The sequence below is a fragment of the Dickeya sp. Secpp 1600 genome (genome assembly GCF_003049805.1).
GTDB lineage: Bacteria > Pseudomonadota > Gammaproteobacteria > Enterobacterales > Enterobacteriaceae > Dickeya > Dickeya fangzhongdai.
This window is the reverse complement of record NZ_CP023484.1, coordinates 4,877,723-4,893,687: the sequence shown is the minus strand read 5'-3', so window position 1 is coordinate 4,893,687 and position 15,965 is coordinate 4,877,723. Positions and strand designations below refer to the sequence as shown.

The window sequence follows — 15,965 nt, the reverse complement described above, 5'->3', positions numbered from 1 at the left end:
CAAGTGTCTTGTTTATACTCAGAATCTCACAATGTCTGCCGCGTTCGCCTGTCGACGCGACCCGTAAGCGAGCCGATTTCTCCATGCCAGCTTCCACACCGCCTGTGTCTACGCCGCCCAAGCCCTCTCCCGGCGGCTTGCGTCTAAACTTGCGCATCATGTCCGTAGTGATGTTTAACTTTGCCAGCTATCTGAATATCGGGTTGCCGCTGGCGGTGTTGCCGGGCTATGTGCATGAACAGCTTGGGTTCAGCGCCTTCTGGGCCGGGCTGGTGATCAGTCTGCAGTATTTTTCTACTCTGCTCAGTCGCCCGCGAGCCGGTCGTCATGCGGATGAGAAAGGGCCGAAGCAGGTGGTGGTGTTCGGGCTGTCCGGCGTGCTGCTGAGCGGCGTATTTTATGCGCTGGCGGCCTGGAATGACGGCTCGCCGGTGCTGGCGCTGGCGCTGTTGTGCGTCGGCCGTCTGGTGCTGGGCATTGGGCAGAGCTTCGCCGGCACCGGCGCAACCTTGTGGGGCGTCGGCGTAGTCGGGTCGCTGCATATCGGCCGGGTGATTTCGTGGAACGGCGTGGCGACCTATGGCGCGATGGCGATTGGCGCGCCGCTGGGGGTGTGGATTTATCATCTGGGCGGGTTGTGGCTGCTGTCGATCGTGATCGTGCTGGTGGCCGGCGCGGCGATTCTGCTGGCGTTGCCCCGTCCGGCGGTGACGGTGACGCCGGGCAAGAAGCTGCCGTTCCGCGAGGTGCTCGGCAAGGTCTGGCTGTACGGCGTGATTCTGTCGCTGGCGTCCGCCGGGTTCGGCGTGATCTCGACTTTTATCACCCTGTTTTACGCCAGCCGTCAGTGGGACGGCGCCGCGCTGACCCTGAGCCTGTTCAGCTGCGCCTTTGTCGGCACCCGGCTGTTGTTCCCGAATGTCATTAACCGTTTTGGCGGCCTGCGGGTCGCGCTGGCCTGCTTTCTCGTAGAGGGCGCCGGTCTGGTGCTGGTATGGCTGGCATCGCACCCGCTGATGGCGGAAGCGGGCGCGTTTTTTGCCGGCGCCGGATTTTCGCTGGTGTTCCCGGCGTTGGGCGTGGTGGCGGTCAAGGCGGTGTCGGCGCAGAATCAGGGCAGCGCGTTGGCGACGTACACTATCTTTCTGGATTTGTCGCTGGGGGTGGTTGGACCGGCGGCCGGCGTCATGATGGCTTATACCGATATCGATGCCATTTATCTGGCGGCGGCGGGGCTGGCGCTGGCTGGGCTGCTGCTGACGGTACGGTTGTATCAGCGCGGGTTGCGCGACGCGAAAGCGGTGTGAACAGAATCCCGCCGACAACCGTTGCCGGCGCGGCGGGGATGACGCTGTGTGGGGATCAGTTCAGCTTCAGCGAGCTGATTACCTTAGCGGCGTCGGCTTGCGCCTGCTGCAGATTATCCGCCGGCAGCGTGATTTGCAGCGTCAGCAGACGATTGTCCGCTTTGGCCAGCACGATGGACGAAAACGCTTTCTGCCCGTTGCTGGTCAGGACGCTGTCCAGTTGCTGAATCTGATGGCCGTTGATCTCGGCGGTTTTGTTACCCAGTACCTGAAGGTTGGCATCGCGCCCGCGTTGCTGCTCTTCAAGACGTTGACCCAGAGCCGGCAGATCCAGCGGCGTGTCATCACCCACAATCACGATGATGGCTTTCTGGCCGCTCTGATCCGCATAGACGTGCATGTTGTTGTTCTGATTGCCCAGTTTGCCGCTCTGATCGCTCAGGCCGTCCGGCAGGGTAAAGGTCAGTTTGCCGGAGAGCAGGGACACGTTCTGCGCTGTGGTTTTCTCCGCTGCGGGGCTGGCGGCCGGCGCGTTGGTTTTCTTATCGCTGTTGCCGTCGCAGGCGGCCAGCGTGGCGGCCAGCAGACCAATACCGATATATTTCGCTAAATTTGGCATGGGTATCCTTTCTTTATCACGAACAAAAACAGAAGTGGCGCTATGGCACCTGATTCGGGGCGTAAAAACAAGCGTTTTGTTATCACGGTCCCTGTCTTGCACCCGAATCAGGTGGGGGAGGGCAATTTTTCCGGTTATTCCGAAACCCTGTTTATGAGCGAAAACAGCGTATCAGGCGGTTTGATCCTGGTACGGCGCGTTGTTCCCCGGCTGGCTCAGACGGCGCAGCAGCATGTTAAGCAGTACGCCGTACATCGGCAGGAAGAAAACCAGGTTGATGGCGATCTTGAAGAAATAATCCACCGTAGCGATTTCCATCCAGTGCGTGGCCATGAACGGATCGGTGCTGCGATAGAAGGCGATAAAGAAGAACGCCACCGTATCGCTGAGGTTGCCCAGCACCGCGGAAGCGGCCGGCGCCGCCCACCAGGCTTTGAGCCGGCGCAGACGGTTGAAGACATGCACGTCGAGAATCTGGCCCAGCACATAGGCCATCAGGCTGGCGGCGGCGATACGCGCCACCATCGGGTTCACCTGGCTCAGCGCGCCAAACCCCTGCCATTCGCCCTTGTAGAATAGGGAAGAAACCAGATACGAAGCGATCAGCGCCGGCACCATCACCGTCAGAATAATGCGGCGTGCCAGCGGAGCGCCGAAGATCCGCACGGTCAGATCGGAAGCCAGGAAGATGAACGGGAAAGTAAATGCGCCCCAGGTGGTATGAAAGCCGAAAAGCGTAATCGGCAGCTGAACCAGATAGTTGCTGGAAATAATCACCAGGATGTGAAAGAGGGATAGCCAGCACAGCGCTGTCAGCCGCTGTTGTGCGGAAAACTGAAACATAATGTGACCTTTTTTTGGTTATTGGGGTGAGGGAACCCAGACAAATTGCCTCGTTATACCCGTCATACTTCACGTTGCGGCATGACTCGGCCCACATACATGGCCTTACCCCCGAAGGGCCAACGCAACTCGAGTTATTTAGGGTATCTGCGCCTTTTTAACGCTAACGTGTCGGCATCATACCGCGTTGTTGCGGCTTTGCAATCGTTAGGCGATGTCTCAATTATGCGTGTAATTAGCGCAGGCTCAACTGACCGCGATCAAGGCGGAGGGCGCCTAAAAGGGAGAGACATTCACTGCCGTCACGCGTTATTCGCCGCTTATTGCGGCCTGCTAAACCGCGCGGCTTGCCCCCCTTTGCGGGAAGCGTAAACTAAGCCGCAATTTGTTCGACAATCGTTAATGAGACGCTGAATGACCGATATGTTCGCCAATCCGGACCGCACTCTGGATGCTCAGGGGCTACGCTGTCCGGAACCGGTAATGATGGTGCGCAAAACGGTGCGCCAGATGGAGGCGGGGCAAACCCTGCTGATTATCGCCGACGATCCGGCAACCACCCGCGATATCCCCGGCTTTTGCCGTTATATGGAACATGAGCTGCTGGCGCAGATGACCGAGCAATTGCCTTATCGTTACCTGCTGCGCAAAGGCGCGTGAGCACCGGCTTACGGCCCTCCGGCCAATCCGGAAGGCCGCTGTCGCTAGACGTAAAGCGAGCGTACTATCAGGAAGTGGCCGCCAAAGTAGCAGATGGCGACCAGCGCCTGATGGGCGCGGAAGTTCACGCGGAAGTGGTTCACCAGCCAGATGGCGTGGCCGGCAAATAACAGCAGCGTACCCACCAGCAGCGAGAAGTTGGATTCGTTGCCCAGCGCGAAGTAGTGTTCCCCCGCCACCCACGCCATGAAGGCGGTCACCAGCACCAGCGCGGCGACCGTCAGGCGCTCGGCTTCCAGCCGCGACCACAGCAGTGCCAGCAACAACGCCGACAGAATAATCAGCGCCAGCGGCAGCGGCCAGAAAAACCCCAGCGATGGCTGGGAGGCGAAAAAGCTGATGGTGTAGAGCAGGTGCGACGCCAGATAGGCCGACAGCGCGAACCGCAGTTTATCGCCGGAGAGCTGCATCAGCGCGTCGCCGACCAGCGTCGCGGCCAGCCCCAGCACCACCAGATAACCGGGGATGCCGAGCATCGGCGTTTGCCAGACCATCAGCATCATCAACAACAGGGTGACGGGTTTAAACAGCCAGCGCTGCCAGGCCGGACTACGGTAACTGGCATCGACATACAGCCAGCCGGAAAAAAATACGGCAATAAAAGACCAGAGCATACAGTGTCCTTAAACGTGGTGAATCGGGTGGAACTCCGCCATGCGGCGAAAGTCGGCGCACCGTCTTTTCTTGCTGACGTACCCGGCAATGTTTGTTATCCCAGCGGGCGCAGCCAGCCTAAGTATAGTAGGCGGATCCTGCGCGGATTCGTTCCGACAGCGAGTCTCCGCCCGCGCGGGGCTGCGGGTCGCCGGGCTTCATGCTATGTTAGCGGCCAGTTTTTGTGACGGAATAATGATACCCGGCGGTCTGTCGGAGGAGACGAACCTTTAATGAGCAATGAACCCGTACTTTACCGCATTCAGTTCATGAATAACGGCAAGAACTATCAGCTGTATGTGCGCGAGCTGGTGCAGAGCAATCTGTTCGGATTTATTGAAATCGCCGACTTTGTTTTCGACAACCCCTCCGCCGTGCTGGTCGACCCGACCACGGAAAAACTGAAAACGGAGTTTGCCGGCGTCGATCGCAGCTATATTCCGCTGCAGGCGGTCATTCGTATTGACGCCGTGACCGGGCGTGAACGCGATAGCGCGCGTATTTCGGAACTGGGCGACAACGTTACCCATTTCCCTTCTCTGCCAGGTAAGAAACCCTGATCTGTCCGGCGGCGCTTTGCGGTATCGCGTCGCCGTTTCCCCGGATTGCAAGTCTGCCGGTCAACGCCGTTTGCGCGGCGGCGTCGGCTGTTTGCGCTGCCAGTCCAGTAATTCAAATACCCCGAACAGGAAGATGCGCAATTGCAGCAGCCCGCTGAGCGGCGGCGCGTCTTTGGGCTGGCTCGCTTTGAGCAGCAGGAACTGCACGCCGTGCATCAGCAGCATGAATCCCATCGCCAGGATCATGAAAATATTCAGCGGGCGGGGAAAAGGGTGAATCAGGTTCATAACCAAAAATCCCCATACGCCCAACATCAGTAGCCGGCCAAGGTTAATCCAGATGCTCATCGTTGCCTCCTGGGGTCGCGTCGGATGCGTGACGGATATAAAGACGGTAGGAAACCTGCCCCGCGGTTTTTTCCCGATGCAGCGTCCAGGTGGACGGGATGGCTAGCGTGCGGTTTTCCGCTTCAGTTTCAATATAGATCCAGGCTTCCTCTGCCAGCCAGTCGCCGGCTTCCAGCAACCGCAGCGTATCGTCCAACAAACCGCGGCGAAACGGCGGGTCGAGGAACACCACGTCGTAAGGCTGCGGAGCCGGTTTAGCCAGCCATTGCAGCGTATCGGCATTCGCCACTTCAGCGTTGTCGGCGCGCAGCAGCGACAGGTTCTGCGTCAGTTGACGCGCCACATTGCGTTCGGCTTCCAGCAGCGTGGCGTGAGCGGCATAACGCGACAGCGCTTCCAGCCCCAGCGCGCCGCTGCCGGCGAAACAGTCCAGACAGCGTGATTGCTGAATCACCGGCGCCAGCCAGTTGAACAAGGTTTCGCGTACGCGGTCGGTGGTGGGGCGCAAACCGGGGCTGTCCGGCACGGGGAGTTTTCTGCCGCGCCACTGACCGCCAATGATGCGGATTTGACCGGGTGCGGATGTCGCTTGATGTTTTGCCATAGCCTGTATTTTGCTGAAATGAGGTACCGGCGGCGGCCCGCCGGATTTGATGAGGCGTTATTCTAACGGCGCCAGCCGGTGTAGCAAATGTAAAGATGCAGTTAATGGGAGACGGCGCGGAAAAATCCCTCAAATCAGTGGACATAGCCTGGGTTTGACACACCTGGTTACGGAGATTGTCGCCCTCCCCGGTGGTCCGGCGCGTGTTGCTGGCGGCGGGAAAGTGTTAAACTCGTTGTTTTATTGACTTCTATTGGTTATTGATTAGCCGCACTGGGTGGCAGGAGCGCAATTACACGATGGCGAAAGAGAAAAAGCGCGGATTTTTTTCCTGGCTGGGGTTAGGACGTCAGGACGAGGATAAAACCGAACAACCGCAACCGTCACCGGAAGCGCCGCAGGCGGATGACGCAACGCCCGCCGCTCCGGAACCGGCGCAGCACACGAGCGATGAAGCGCCGGAGCAGCCGGCGCTGAATAGTACGTTGGCTGAAACCGCGCTGGCTGAAACCGGGGAAACGCCGCCGCCAGAATCGCAACCGATTGAGGCTGAGGCGGAGGTACCGCCGACGCCGGTCGAACCGCCGGAAACGGTAGCAGAGGCGGCCGCGCCCGTCGCTGAACCGCAGACAGACGCGGAAGCGGAAGACGATGTCGAGTCCGAGCCCGAAACGGTGATTGCTCCGGCTGCGCCGGTGGTGTCGCAGGAGCAGGAACGCCCGACCAAAGAGGGTTTTTTCGCTCGCCTGAAACGCAGTCTGGTGAAAACCCGCCAGAATCTGGGGTCCGGATTTGTCGGGCTGTTTCGCGGCAAGAAAATTGACGACGATCTGTTTGACGAGCTGGAAGAGCAACTGCTGATTGCCGACGTCGGGGTGGAAACCACCCGTAAAATTATCGATCGGCTGACCGAGCACGCCAGCCGCAAGCAACTGAAAGACGCCGAAGCGTTGATTGCGTTGCTGAAAACGGAAATGAGCGACATTTTGGCGAAAGTGGATGCGCCGCTGGATATCGACAGCAAGACGCCGTTCGTCATTTTGATGGTGGGTGTCAACGGCGTGGGTAAAACCACCACCATCGGCAAACTGGCGCGGCAATATCAGGCGCAGGGCAAGTCGGTGATGCTGGCCGCGGGCGATACCTTCCGTGCGGCGGCGGTGGAGCAGCTGCAGGTGTGGGGCCAGCGCAATAATGTGCCGGTGGTGGCGCAGCATACCGGCGCGGACTCCGCCTCGGTGATCTTCGATGCGCTGCAGGCCGCCAAAGCGCGCGGCGTCGACGTGCTGATCGCCGATACCGCCGGGCGTTTGCAGAACAAATCGCACCTGATGGAGGAGTTGAAGAAGATCGTGCGCGTTATGAAGAAGCTGGACGAAAACGCGCCGCACGAAGTGATGCTGACGCTGGACGCCAGCACCGGTCAGAACGCCGTCAGTCAGGCCAAACTGTTCAACGAGGCGGTCGGACTGAGCGGCATCACGCTGACCAAACTGGACGGCACCGCCAAGGGCGGGGTGATCTTCTCCATCGCCGACCAGTTTGGCATTCCCATCCGTTACATCGGGGTGGGGGAAAGTATCGATGACTTAAGGCCGTTCAAGGCGGATGATTTTATTGAAGCCCTGTTTGCCCGTGAGGATTAAAACGGATGATTCGGTTTGAGCAGGTCAGTAAGGCGTATCTCGGCGGCCGTCAGGCGTTGCAAGGGGTGGACTTTCATATCCGCCCGGCCGAGATGGTATTTCTGACCGGTCACTCTGGCGCGGGGAAAAGTACCCTGCTGAAACTGATTTGCGGGATTGAGCGCCCAAGCGCGGGCCACATCCTGTTCGGCGGTCACGATATCAGCCGCCTGAGGAAAAGCGAGGTGCCGTTTCTGCGTCGGCAGATCGGCATGATCTTTCAGGATCACCATTTGCTGATGGATCGCACGGTGTATGAAAACGTCGCCATGCCGCTCGTTATCGCCGGCGCCAGCGCCGAAGATATCCGCCGTCGGGTGTCGGCGGCGCTGGATAAAGTCGGGCTGCTCGACAAGGCGCGCAGCTATCCGATTCAGCTCTCCGGCGGTGAACAGCAGCGCGTGGGTATCGCCCGCGCGGTGGTGAACAAACCGGCCGTGCTGCTGGCGGACGAACCGACCGGCAACCTGGATGATGCGCTGTCCGAAGGCATTCTGCGCTTGTTTGAAGAGTTTAACCGCGTGGGCGTCACGGTGTTGATGGCTACGCACGATACCGGGCTTATCGCCCGCCGCCATTACCGGGTGCTGACATTGTCGCAGGGGCGCATGCTGGGAGGTCACGATGGCGAATAATACCCGCGCGCAGCGAGCCGGTAGCAAAACCCGCTCTCTGCAAGGCGGCTGGCAGGAACAGTGGCGTTATGCCTGGGCCAATACGCTGCGCGATATGCTGCGCCAACCGCTGGCGACGTTGTTGACCATCATGGTGATCGCCATTTCGCTAACGCTGCCCAGCATCTGCTATCTGGTGTGGAAAAACGTCAGTCAGGCGGCGTCGCAGTGGTATCCCACGCCACAGCTGACGGTGTATCTGGACAAATCGCTGGACGACAACGCCGCCGAAGCGGTGATTGGCAAGATCAAGGCGGAAGAAGGCGTAGACAAGGTTAATTACCTGTCCCGCAACGAGGCGATGGGCGAGTTCCGCAACTGGTCCGGCTTTGGCGGCGCGCTGGATATGCTGGAGGAGAATCCGCTGCCGGCGGTGGCGGTCGTCTCGCCCAAACTGAGTTTTCAGGATAACCAGACGCTCAACACCCTGCGCGATCGCATCGCCGCCGTTCAGGGCGTGGCCGAGGTCCGCATGGACGACAGCTGGTTCTCCCGTCTGGTGGCGTTGACCGGACTGGTGGGCCAGATAGCGGCTACCATCGGGATTCTGATGGTGGCGGCGGTATTTCTGGTGATCGGCAACAGCGTGCGGCTAAGCATTTTCAGCCGCCGCGAAACCATCAATGTGATGAAGCTGATCGGCGCCACCGACGGTTTCATCCTGCGGCCGTTCCTGCATGGCGGCGCGCTGCTGGGGTTCTGCGGCGCTATCTTGTCGCTGATTCTGTCGCAGGCGCTGGTGTGGAAACTGTCGAGCGCGGTGACGCAGGTGGCGGCGGTATTCGGCACCACCTTCACGGTGCGTGGGCTGGGCTGGGATGAGACGTTATTGTTGATTCTGATCGCGGTGATGATTGGCTGGCTGGCCGCCTGGCTGGCAACGGTACAACATTTACGCCGTTTTACACCGGAATAATCTGTATTGACGCCCGGCGCGGGCGTTTTCTGGTATACTCTTCCCTCGTGATAGCGGCGAGCAGCGAGGGAAGCGTATTGCCAGCGTCTTCGATGCGCACCTTCCTTCATCACTCGCCAGCCTGCACCCCACGACGCCTATCTTGACAGGTAAAATAAGAGGGGCAAAAGTGGAACTTGTGCAGTCAATCACACTCTAACCAGAGTTAATCCAGAACTAGCGTTAATCCGGTTTTTGGGCACAGTAATTCTGTTTTTAGGCACAGAAAGTGCAGCAAAGATCGGTATGCTGTTCGATGATGCGCAACGATTTGAATGATCTATGAGAGGGGTGGAATGACCAAAGATATGCAAACTTTCGCCTTAGTTCCCCAGGGCAGTCTGGAAGGGTACATCCGTGCCGCCAATGCCTATCCGATGCTGACGGCGGAGGAAGAGCGGGCGCTGGCTGAACGGCTGCATTATCACGGGGATCTGGACGCCGCCAAGCAGCTGATTCTTTCACACCTGCGTTTCGTTATTCATGTTGCCCGTAACTATTCAGGGTACGGCCTGCCGCAGGCGGATCTGATTCAGGAAGGCAACATCGGCTTGATGAAAGCGGTGCGCCGCTTCAACCCGGATGTGGGCGTACGCCTGGTGTCGTTCGCCGTGCACTGGATCAAGGCCGAAATTCACGAATACGTGCTACGTAACTGGCGTATCGTCAAGGTGGCGACCACCAAGGCGCAGCGCAAGCTGTTCTTCAACCTGCGTAAGACCAAGCAGCGTCTGGGCTGGTTTAATCAGGACGAAGTGGAACTGGTGGCGCGTGAACTGGGTGTGACCAGCAAGGATGTCCGCGAAATGGAATCCCGCATGGCCGCGCAGGACATGACGTTTGATCCGTCGCCGGAAGATGATGCGCAGCCGGGCCAGCCGATGGCGCCGATGCTGTACCTGCAGGACAAATCTTCCGATTTTGCCGATGGCATTGAAGAGGACAACTGGGAAACCCATGCGGCGGACAAGTTGACCTATGCGCTGGAAGGGTTGGACGAACGCAGCCAGCATATTATCCGCGCTCGCTGGCTGGATGACGACAATAAGTCCACGTTGCAGGAACTGGCTGATCATTACGGCGTGTCCGCTGAGCGTGTACGTCAGCTGGAAAAGAATGCCATGAAGAAATTGCGGGCGGCCATTGAAGCGTAACGCATGCCGCAGCTAACGCATTATTCATCGTAAACGACCGGGACAGCCGCAAGCCGCCCGGTCTTTTTGTTTTATCACCCGAAGTTTTTTTATCGCCATCTGTCCTACGGGCGCCACTGCTTTTCCTGCTGTTTATTTCTCTTCCTGATTAACGACATATTCCCAGCCGCCGGACACCGGATAGAAGCCGCAGGACTGCATGAATGTGTCCATCACCGCTTCGCTGACCAGCGCATGGTCGGCGGCGTCGAGCCACCATTCCTTAACGTCAGGGCAGGCGCGCAGCACTTCTTCCACCAGATACTTACCGACGCCATGCCGCCGGGTGGAGGTTCTGACCTGCAGGTCGGTCAGTTCCGCGCTGTCGCTGTTATTGTCGATTTCGACGATGACGCCCGCCAGCAGATGGCCGTTAAAACGGGCGGCAAACAGACGATGCTCATGGTTCAGGTCGCGCTCCAGCGCGTCGAAATTCTGGTGTGGCCAGATATGGGCCAAATCATGCCTGTCCTGCTCGCTGATTTTTGTGAGGCGTTCAACCGAGAGTCTCATACGCGGGTGCTCCTGTTAATTCTTAAGAATATTGTAGCGAACCTGTAGAAAAAGGGTTGTGTAACTTTTTCTGTACGGTTATCAGGGAAAAAGGTTTCTCTGCCATTAATTTTTCGAGTAATCAATTATCTCTCAGTGGTAAAACCAGCATAACTGACTATTTTAGAAACAAAATACGGATTTTAAGAGCGGTATTTTATGCTGTTTACACCGTGTTTTACTGAGAATCCCAGTTGATTTACAGCATAAAACTCCTGTTTAATATCATGAATAATAAAGTCTTATTACAAACTATTGCTTATAATAGAGCCTAACTCGTTATTACTTATGAAAAAGTGCGAGTAATAGCGGTTGATGACAATAATTATAGCAATATCCAAAAATGACAGATGGGGTAAAACGGATGAAATTAAGCAAAGGTAACGCGCTGCTGATGGGATGCCTGGCAGCGGCGATGAGCCATGCGGTGAACGCTGCGGATATCAAGGTCGCGATCGTCGGAGCCATGTCCGGTCCGGTAGCGCAGTACGGCGATATGGAGTTTACCGGCGCCCGTCAGGCGATTGCTGATATCAATGCTAAAGGCGGAGTCAACGGCAACAAACTGGTGGGTATGGAATATGATGACGCCTGCGACCCGAAACAGGCGGTTGCCGTCGCCAACAAGGTGATCAACGACGGTATCCACTACGTGATCGGTCATCTGTGCTCGTCGTCCACGCAGCCGGCATCCGACATTTACGAGGATGAAGGCGTAATCATGATTACGCCGGCGGCCACTGCGCCTGACCTGACTACCCGTGGCTACAAGCTGGTTCTGCGCACTACCGGTCTGGATTCCGACCAGGGCCCGACTGCGGCGAAATACATTCTGGAACACGTGAAACCGCAGCGTATCGCCGTGGTGCACGACAAACAGCAGTACGGCGAAGGTCTGGCTCGCGCCGTGCAGGACAGCCTGAAAAAAGCCAACGCCAACGTGGTGCTGTTCGAAGGGGTGACCGCCGGGGATAAAGACTTCTCCACGCTGGTGGCGCGCCTGAAGAAAGAGAACGTCGATTTCGTTTATTTCGGCGGCTACTACCCGGAAATGGGGCAGATTCTGCGTCAGGCGCGCGCTGCCGGCCTGACCACCAAGTTCATGGGACCGGAAGGCGTGGGTAACTCGTCGCTGTCCAACATTGCGGGCGCGGCGTCCGAAGGCATGCTGGTGACGCTGCCGAAGCGTTATGACCAGGTGCCGGCCAACCAGCCGATCGTCGACGCGCTGAAAGCCAGGAAACTGGACCCGACCGGCCCGTTCGTGTGGACCACTTATGCCGCGCTGCAGTCGCTGACCACCGCGATGCAACGTACCAGCAGCACCGAGCCGGCCAAGCTGGCGGCCGACCTGAAAGCCAAGTCCGTGGACACGGTGATGGGCCCGCTGAGCTGGGATGAAAAAGGCGACCTGAAAGGGTTTGAATTTGGCGTATTCGAGTGGCACGCAGACGGTACTTCCTCTCCCGTGAAGTAATTGACCGAATCCGTAATACTCCCAATACCGATGCCCCCTCAGCCGTCAGGCTGCGGGGGCAATGTCTAAGGTTAAGGTATGTCCGAGCAGTTCCTCTATTTCCTTCAGCAGATGTTCAACGGCGTGACGTTGGGCAGCACCTATGCGCTGATCGCCATTGGCTACACCATGGTTTACGGCATTATCGGCATGATTAACTTCGCCCACGGCGAGGTCTACATGATCGGTAGTTATGTTTCTTTTATCGTGATTGCCGCCCTGATGATGATGGGCATTGACGCCGGCTGGTTGCTGATCGGCGTCGCGTTCATCGCGGCGGTGGTGATCTCCAGCGCCTACGGCTGGAGCATCGAGCGTGTGGCCTATAAGCCGGTGCGCAATTCCAAACGGCTGATCGCGCTGATTTCCGCCATCGGCATGTCGATTTTCCTGCAGAACTACGTCAGCCTGACGCAAGGGTCGCGCGATGTGGCGCTGCCGAGCCTGATCCACGGCCAGTGGGTGCTGGGCGAAAGCAACGGTTTTGCCGCTACGCTTTCCTCCATGCAGCTCACCATCTGGATTGTCACCTTCCTGGCGATGCTGGCGCTGACGCTGTTTATCCGTTACTCCCGCATGGGGCGCGCCTGCCGCGCCTGCGCGGAAGACCTGAAAATGGCGAGCCTGCTGGGCATCAGCACCGACCGCGTGATTTCTTTGACCTTCGTCATCGGCGCCGTGATGGCGGCGGTGGCCGGGGTGTTGCTGGGCCAATTCTATGGCGTGATTAACCCCTATATCGGCTTCATGGCCGGGATGAAAGCGTTTACCGCCGCAGTGCTGGGTGGTATCGGCAGTATTCCGGGAGCGATGATCGGCGGTCTGGTGCTGGGTATCGCCGAAGCGCTGACCTCCGCTTACCTCAGCACCGAATACAAGGACGTGGTGTCCTTCGCGCTGCTGATTGTGGTGCTGCTGGTCATGCCGACCGGGATTCTTGGCCGTCCGGAGGTGGAGAAGGTATGAAACTGCACACGCTGGTTAATGCCGTTGTATCGGCGCTGGTGCTGCTGGTACTGGCCACGTTCGTGATGGGAATGCAACTGAGTCTGGATGGGACTCAACTGGTGGTGCACGGCGCGGAAAAAGTGCGTTGGTACTGGATCGGCGCCGCCTGCGCGCTGGTGTTCCTGTTTCAACTGCTGCGGCCTGCGCTGGCTCAGGGGGCGAAGAAAGTGTCCGGCCCCGGTTTTGTGCTGCCGAGCTTTGACGGCAGTACGCCGCGGCAGAAACTGCTGGCGCTGGCGCTGATCATCGCCGCGGTTGCCTGGCCGTTTGTGGTATCGCGCGGCACGGTGGATATCGCCACGCTGACCATGATTTACATCATTCTGGGCCTCGGCCTGAACGTGGTGGTGGGGTTGTCCGGTCTGCTGGTGCTGGGGTACGGCGGTTTCTACGCTATCGGCGCCTACACCTACGCGCTGTTGAGTCACTACTACGGTCTTGGCTTCTGGCAGTGTCTGCCGCTGGCGGGCCTGACGGCGGCGCTGTCCGGTTTCCTGCTGGGGTTCCCGGTGCTGCGGCTGCGCGGCGACTATCTGGCGATCGTCACGCTGGGATTTGGCGAAATCGTGCGTATCCTGCTGCTCAACAATACCGGTTTCACCGGTGGGCCGAACGGCATCAGCCAGATTCCGAAGCCGACCTTCTTCGGTCTGGAGTTCAGCCGTTCGCCGCGCGAAGGCGGTTGGGATACCTTCCATCACTTCTTTGGCCTGACCTATGACCCCAGCGATCGCATCATCTTCCTGTACATGGTGGCGCTGCTGCTGGTATTGCTGACGCTGTTTATCATCAACCGTCTGCTGCGTATGCCGCTGGGTCGCGCCTGGGAGGCGCTGCGTGAAGATGAAATCGCCTGCCGTTCGCTGGGCCTGAGCCCGACCAAAATCAAGCTGACCGCGTTTACCATCAGCGCGGCGTTCGCCGGTTTCGCCGGGACGCTGTTCGCCGCCCGTCAGGGGTTCGTCAGCCCGGAATCTTTCACCTTCGTCGAGTCGGCCTTCGTGCTGGCGATCGTGGTGCTGGGCGGAATGGGGTCGCAGTTTGCGGTGATTCTGGCCGCCATTCTGCTGGTGGTGTCTCGTGAGCTGATGCGTGACCTGAACGAATACAGCATGCTGCTGCTGGGCGCCCTGATGGTGCTGATGATGATTTGGCGCCCGCAAGGGCTGTTGCCGATGAAACGCCCGCAGATGAAGTTGCAGATTGAGAAGAAGGAAGAGCAGGCATGAGTACGCAGCCATTATTGTCGGTCCGGGGCCTGATGATGCGCTTCGGCGGCCTGCTGGCGGTCAACAACGTCGAGCTGGATTTGCATCAGGGCGAGGTCGTGTCGCTGATCGGCCCCAACGGCGCCGGTAAAACCACGGTGTTTAACTGCCTGACCGGTTTCTACCGCCCCACCGGCGGCACCATTTTGTTGCGTGACCAGCATCTGGAAGGCTTGCCGGGCCAGCAGATTGCCCGCATGGGCGTGGTGCGCACCTTCCAGCACGTGCGTCTGTTCCGTGAAATGACGGTGATTGAGAACCTGCTGGTAGCGCAACATCAGCACCTCAAGAGCGGCGTGTTTGCCGGTCTGCTGAAGACGCCGGCGTTTCGCCGCGCCGAAGCCGACGCCCAGCAGCGCGCGGCCGTTTGGCTGGAGCGGGTGGGCTTGCTCGATCTGGCGAACCGTCAGGCGGGGAACCTGGCTTACGGTCAGCAGCGTCGGCTGGAGATCGCCCGCTGTATGGTGACCCGTCCGGAATTGCTGATGCTGGATGAACCGGCCGCCGGCCTGAACCCGAAAGAGACGGAAGAACTCAACGAGTTGATTATCGACCTGCGCGGCAACCACCAGGTTTCTGTGTTGCTGATCGAGCACGATATGAAGCTAGTGATGGGCATTTCCGACCGGATTTACGTGGTGAATCAGGGTACGCCGCTGGCGAATGGCACCCCGGCTGAAATTCGTAACAACCCGGATGTTATCCGTGCGTATCTGGGTGAAGGATAAAACGTATGTTGTCATTGAATCAGGTTTCTGCGCACTACGGCAAAATTCAGGCGCTGCATCAGGTGAGCCTGCATATCAATCAGGGCGAGATCGTGACGCTGATTGGCGCCAACGGCGCGGGCAAAACCACCCTGCTGGGAACGCTGTGCGGTGAGCCGCGCGCCTCGGAAGGGTCGATCGTTTTCGACGGCGAGGACATTACCGACTGGCAGACGGCGCGCATCATGCGCGAAGCTATCGCCATTGTGCCGGAAGGCCGCCGGGTATTTTCCCGCATGACGGTGGAAGAGAATCTGGCGATGGGCGGGTTCTTCGCCAGCCGCGAACAGTATCAGCAGCGCATTGCGCGCGTGTACGACCTGTTCCCGCGGCTGTATGAACGTCGCGTCCAGCGCGCCGGCACCATGTCCGGCGGCGAGCAGCAGATGCTGGCTATCGGCCGCGCGCTGATGAGCCAGCCGCGTTTGCTGCTGCTGGACGAACCGTCGCTGGGGTTGGCGCCGATCATCATTTTGCAGATTTTCGACACCATCCAGCAGTTGCGCGAAGAAGGCATGACCATCTTCCTGGTGGAGCAGAACGCCAATCAGGCGCTGCGTCTGGCGGATCGCGGTTATGTGCTGGAAAACGGCCGCGTGGTGCTGGAAGACACCGGCGATGCTTTGTTAGCTAACGAAGCCGTGCGTTCTGCCTACCTTGGCGGTTAAACTGCTTATGTACGACACCTTTAT

The 15,965-nt window shown here is 58.7% G+C and carries 18 protein-coding genes; 12 read left to right on the top strand and 6 right to left on the bottom strand.

Features of this window, described 5'->3' with window-relative positions; translation table 11 throughout:
• Positions 1-83: 83 nt before the first annotated feature.
• Positions 84-1,307 (top strand): MFS transporter, encoded by a 1,224-nt coding sequence (locus tag CPA59_RS21880; protein ID WP_038917428.1) that lies wholly within the window; start codon positions 84-86, stop codon positions 1,305-1,307.
• Between the two features lie 55 nt (positions 1,308-1,362).
• Here CPA59_RS21880 and CPA59_RS21875 read toward each other — a convergent pair whose 3' ends face one another.
• Together CPA59_RS21875 and CPA59_RS21870 are read right to left on the bottom strand one after the other, a co-directional pair.
• Positions 1,363-1,926, bottom strand: a complete 564-nt coding sequence (locus CPA59_RS21875) for a DcrB family lipoprotein (RefSeq protein WP_038917429.1) — start codon at positions 1,924-1,926, stop codon at positions 1,363-1,365.
• Between the two features lie 171 nt (positions 1,927-2,097).
• Positions 2,098-2,769 (bottom strand): 7-cyano-7-deazaguanine/7-aminomethyl-7-deazaguanine transporter, encoded by a 672-nt coding sequence (locus CPA59_RS21870; protein ID WP_100850311.1) that lies wholly within the window; start codon positions 2,767-2,769, stop codon positions 2,098-2,100.
• Between the two features lie 414 nt (positions 2,770-3,183).
• Between CPA59_RS21870 and tusA the strand changes: the two genes are divergently transcribed.
• On the top strand, positions 3,184-3,429 hold the full coding sequence (gene tusA / locus CPA59_RS21865; RefSeq protein ID WP_038917431.1) for a sulfurtransferase TusA: 246 nt from the start codon (positions 3,184-3,186) through the stop codon (positions 3,427-3,429).
• 44 nt (positions 3,430-3,473) lie between these two features.
• Here the strand turns inward: tusA and CPA59_RS21860 are convergent, their stop codons facing one another.
• Entirely contained in the window at positions 3,474-4,103 is a 630-nt protein-coding gene (locus tag CPA59_RS21860) for a lysoplasmalogenase (protein WP_107760686.1), read from the bottom strand.
• 273 nt (positions 4,104-4,376) lie between these two features.
• Here CPA59_RS21860 and CPA59_RS21850 point away from each other — a divergent pair, with 273 nt between their 5' ends.
• Positions 4,377-4,703, top strand: coding sequence for a DUF1820 family protein (locus tag CPA59_RS21850; protein ID WP_038664391.1), 327 nt, complete (start codon positions 4,377-4,379; stop codon positions 4,701-4,703).
• 60 nt (positions 4,704-4,763) lie between these two features.
• Here the strand turns inward: CPA59_RS21850 and CPA59_RS21845 are convergent, their stop codons facing one another.
• Together CPA59_RS21845 and rsmD are read right to left on the bottom strand one after the other, a co-directional pair.
• On the bottom strand, positions 4,764-5,045 hold the full coding sequence (locus tag CPA59_RS21845) for a DUF1145 family protein (protein WP_038920753.1): 282 nt from the start codon (positions 5,043-5,045) through the stop codon (positions 4,764-4,766).
• On the bottom strand, positions 5,035-5,655 hold the full coding sequence (rsmD, locus tag CPA59_RS21840) for a 16S rRNA (guanine(966)-N(2))-methyltransferase (RefSeq protein ID WP_038917435.1): 621 nt from the start codon (positions 5,653-5,655) through the stop codon (positions 5,035-5,037). Before rsmD ends, CPA59_RS21845 begins: the two co-directional genes overlap by 11 nt.
• A 299-nt stretch (positions 5,656-5,954) precedes the next feature.
• Here rsmD and ftsY point away from each other — a divergent pair, with 299 nt between their 5' ends.
• The 4 genes from ftsY to rpoH all read left to right on the top strand — a co-directional run bounded on the left by ftsY (position 5,955) and on the right by rpoH (position 10,123).
• Positions 5,955-7,301: a signal recognition particle-docking protein FtsY gene (gene ftsY / locus CPA59_RS21835; RefSeq protein ID WP_038917437.1), complete on the top strand. Its 1,347-nt coding sequence runs from the start codon at positions 5,955-5,957 to the stop codon at positions 7,299-7,301.
• A gap of 5 nt (positions 7,302-7,306) precedes the next feature.
• Complete coding sequence (gene ftsE, locus CPA59_RS21830; protein WP_038917438.1) at positions 7,307-7,975, top strand: cell division ATP-binding protein FtsE; 669 nt, start codon at positions 7,307-7,309, stop codon at positions 7,973-7,975.
• Entirely contained in the window at positions 7,965-8,930 is a 966-nt protein-coding gene (gene ftsX / locus CPA59_RS21825) for a permease-like cell division protein FtsX (protein ID WP_038917439.1), read from the top strand. The genes ftsE and ftsX overlap by 11 nt, the downstream gene beginning before the upstream one ends.
• Before the next feature lie 335 nt (positions 8,931-9,265).
• Complete coding sequence (gene rpoH / locus CPA59_RS21820) at positions 9,266-10,123, top strand: RNA polymerase sigma factor RpoH (RefSeq protein WP_038664402.1); 858 nt, start codon at positions 9,266-9,268, stop codon at positions 10,121-10,123.
• 132 nt (positions 10,124-10,255) lie between these two features.
• On the opposite strand, the gene panM is transcribed toward rpoH, so the two are convergent.
• Positions 10,256-10,675, bottom strand: a complete 420-nt coding sequence (panM, locus tag CPA59_RS21815) for an aspartate 1-decarboxylase autocleavage activator PanM (RefSeq protein WP_038664405.1) — start codon at positions 10,673-10,675, stop codon at positions 10,256-10,258.
• Between the two features lie 403 nt (positions 10,676-11,078).
• On the opposite strand from panM, the gene CPA59_RS21810 reads away from it, so the two are divergent.
• The 5 genes from CPA59_RS21810 to livF all read left to right on the top strand — a co-directional run bounded on the left by CPA59_RS21810 (position 11,079) and on the right by livF (position 15,941).
• On the top strand, positions 11,079-12,191 hold the full coding sequence (locus CPA59_RS21810) for a branched-chain amino acid ABC transporter substrate-binding protein (RefSeq protein WP_107760684.1): 1,113 nt from the start codon (positions 11,079-11,081) through the stop codon (positions 12,189-12,191).
• Between the two features lie 78 nt (positions 12,192-12,269).
• A complete protein-coding gene (gene livH, locus CPA59_RS21805) occupies positions 12,270-13,196 on the top strand; it encodes a high-affinity branched-chain amino acid ABC transporter permease LivH (protein WP_038664411.1) in 927 nt (308 codons plus the stop codon).
• Positions 13,193-14,467, top strand: a complete 1,275-nt coding sequence (locus tag CPA59_RS21800) for a high-affinity branched-chain amino acid ABC transporter permease LivM (RefSeq protein ID WP_038917443.1) — start codon at positions 13,193-13,195, stop codon at positions 14,465-14,467. Before livH ends, CPA59_RS21800 begins: the two co-directional genes overlap by 4 nt.
• Positions 14,464-15,234 (top strand): high-affinity branched-chain amino acid ABC transporter ATP-binding protein LivG, encoded by a 771-nt coding sequence (gene livG, locus CPA59_RS21795; RefSeq protein WP_038664417.1) that lies wholly within the window; start codon positions 14,464-14,466, stop codon positions 15,232-15,234. Before CPA59_RS21800 ends, livG begins: the two co-directional genes overlap by 4 nt.
• Positions 15,235-15,239: 5 nt before the next feature.
• On the top strand, positions 15,240-15,941 hold the full coding sequence (gene livF / locus CPA59_RS21790; RefSeq protein ID WP_107760683.1) for a high-affinity branched-chain amino acid ABC transporter ATP-binding protein LivF: 702 nt from the start codon (positions 15,240-15,242) through the stop codon (positions 15,939-15,941).
• The last annotated feature ends 24 nt before the right edge of the window (positions 15,942-15,965 follow it).

Bases quoted from the DNA above. Each gene is read 5' to 3' on its own strand.
- CPA59_RS21880 (WP_038917428.1), top strand. From the start codon at position 84: ATGCCAGCTTCCACACCGCCTGTGTCTACGCCGCCCAAGCCCTCTCCC.
- CPA59_RS21875 (WP_038917429.1), bottom strand. From the start codon at position 1,926: ATGCCAAATTTAGCGAAATATATCGGTATTGGTCTGCTGGCCGCCACG.
- CPA59_RS21870 (WP_100850311.1), bottom strand. From the start codon at position 2,769: ATGTTTCAGTTTTCCGCACAACAGCGGCTGACAGCGCTGTGCTGGCTA.
- tusA (WP_038917431.1), top strand. From the start codon at position 3,184: ATGACCGATATGTTCGCCAATCCGGACCGCACTCTGGATGCTCAGGGG.
- CPA59_RS21860 (WP_107760686.1), bottom strand. From the start codon at position 4,103: ATGCTCTGGTCTTTTATTGCCGTATTTTTTTCCGGCTGGCTGTATGTC.
- CPA59_RS21850 (WP_038664391.1), top strand. From the start codon at position 4,377: ATGAGCAATGAACCCGTACTTTACCGCATTCAGTTCATGAATAACGGC.
- rsmD (WP_038917435.1), bottom strand. From the start codon at position 5,655: ATGGCAAAACATCAAGCGACATCCGCACCCGGTCAAATCCGCATCATT.
- ftsY (WP_038917437.1), top strand. From the start codon at position 5,955: ATGGCGAAAGAGAAAAAGCGCGGATTTTTTTCCTGGCTGGGGTTAGGA.
- ftsE (WP_038917438.1), top strand. From the start codon at position 7,307: ATGATTCGGTTTGAGCAGGTCAGTAAGGCGTATCTCGGCGGCCGTCAG.
- ftsX (WP_038917439.1), top strand. From the start codon at position 7,965: ATGGCGAATAATACCCGCGCGCAGCGAGCCGGTAGCAAAACCCGCTCT.
- rpoH (WP_038664402.1), top strand. From the start codon at position 9,266: ATGACCAAAGATATGCAAACTTTCGCCTTAGTTCCCCAGGGCAGTCTG.
- panM (WP_038664405.1), bottom strand. From the start codon at position 10,675: ATGAGACTCTCGGTTGAACGCCTCACAAAAATCAGCGAGCAGGACAGG.
- CPA59_RS21810 (WP_107760684.1), top strand. From the start codon at position 11,079: ATGAAATTAAGCAAAGGTAACGCGCTGCTGATGGGATGCCTGGCAGCG.
- livH (WP_038664411.1), top strand. From the start codon at position 12,270: ATGTCCGAGCAGTTCCTCTATTTCCTTCAGCAGATGTTCAACGGCGTG.
- CPA59_RS21800 (WP_038917443.1), top strand. From the start codon at position 13,193: ATGAAACTGCACACGCTGGTTAATGCCGTTGTATCGGCGCTGGTGCTG.
- livG (WP_038664417.1), top strand. From the start codon at position 14,464: ATGAGTACGCAGCCATTATTGTCGGTCCGGGGCCTGATGATGCGCTTC.
- livF (WP_107760683.1), top strand. From the start codon at position 15,240: ATGTTGTCATTGAATCAGGTTTCTGCGCACTACGGCAAAATTCAGGCG.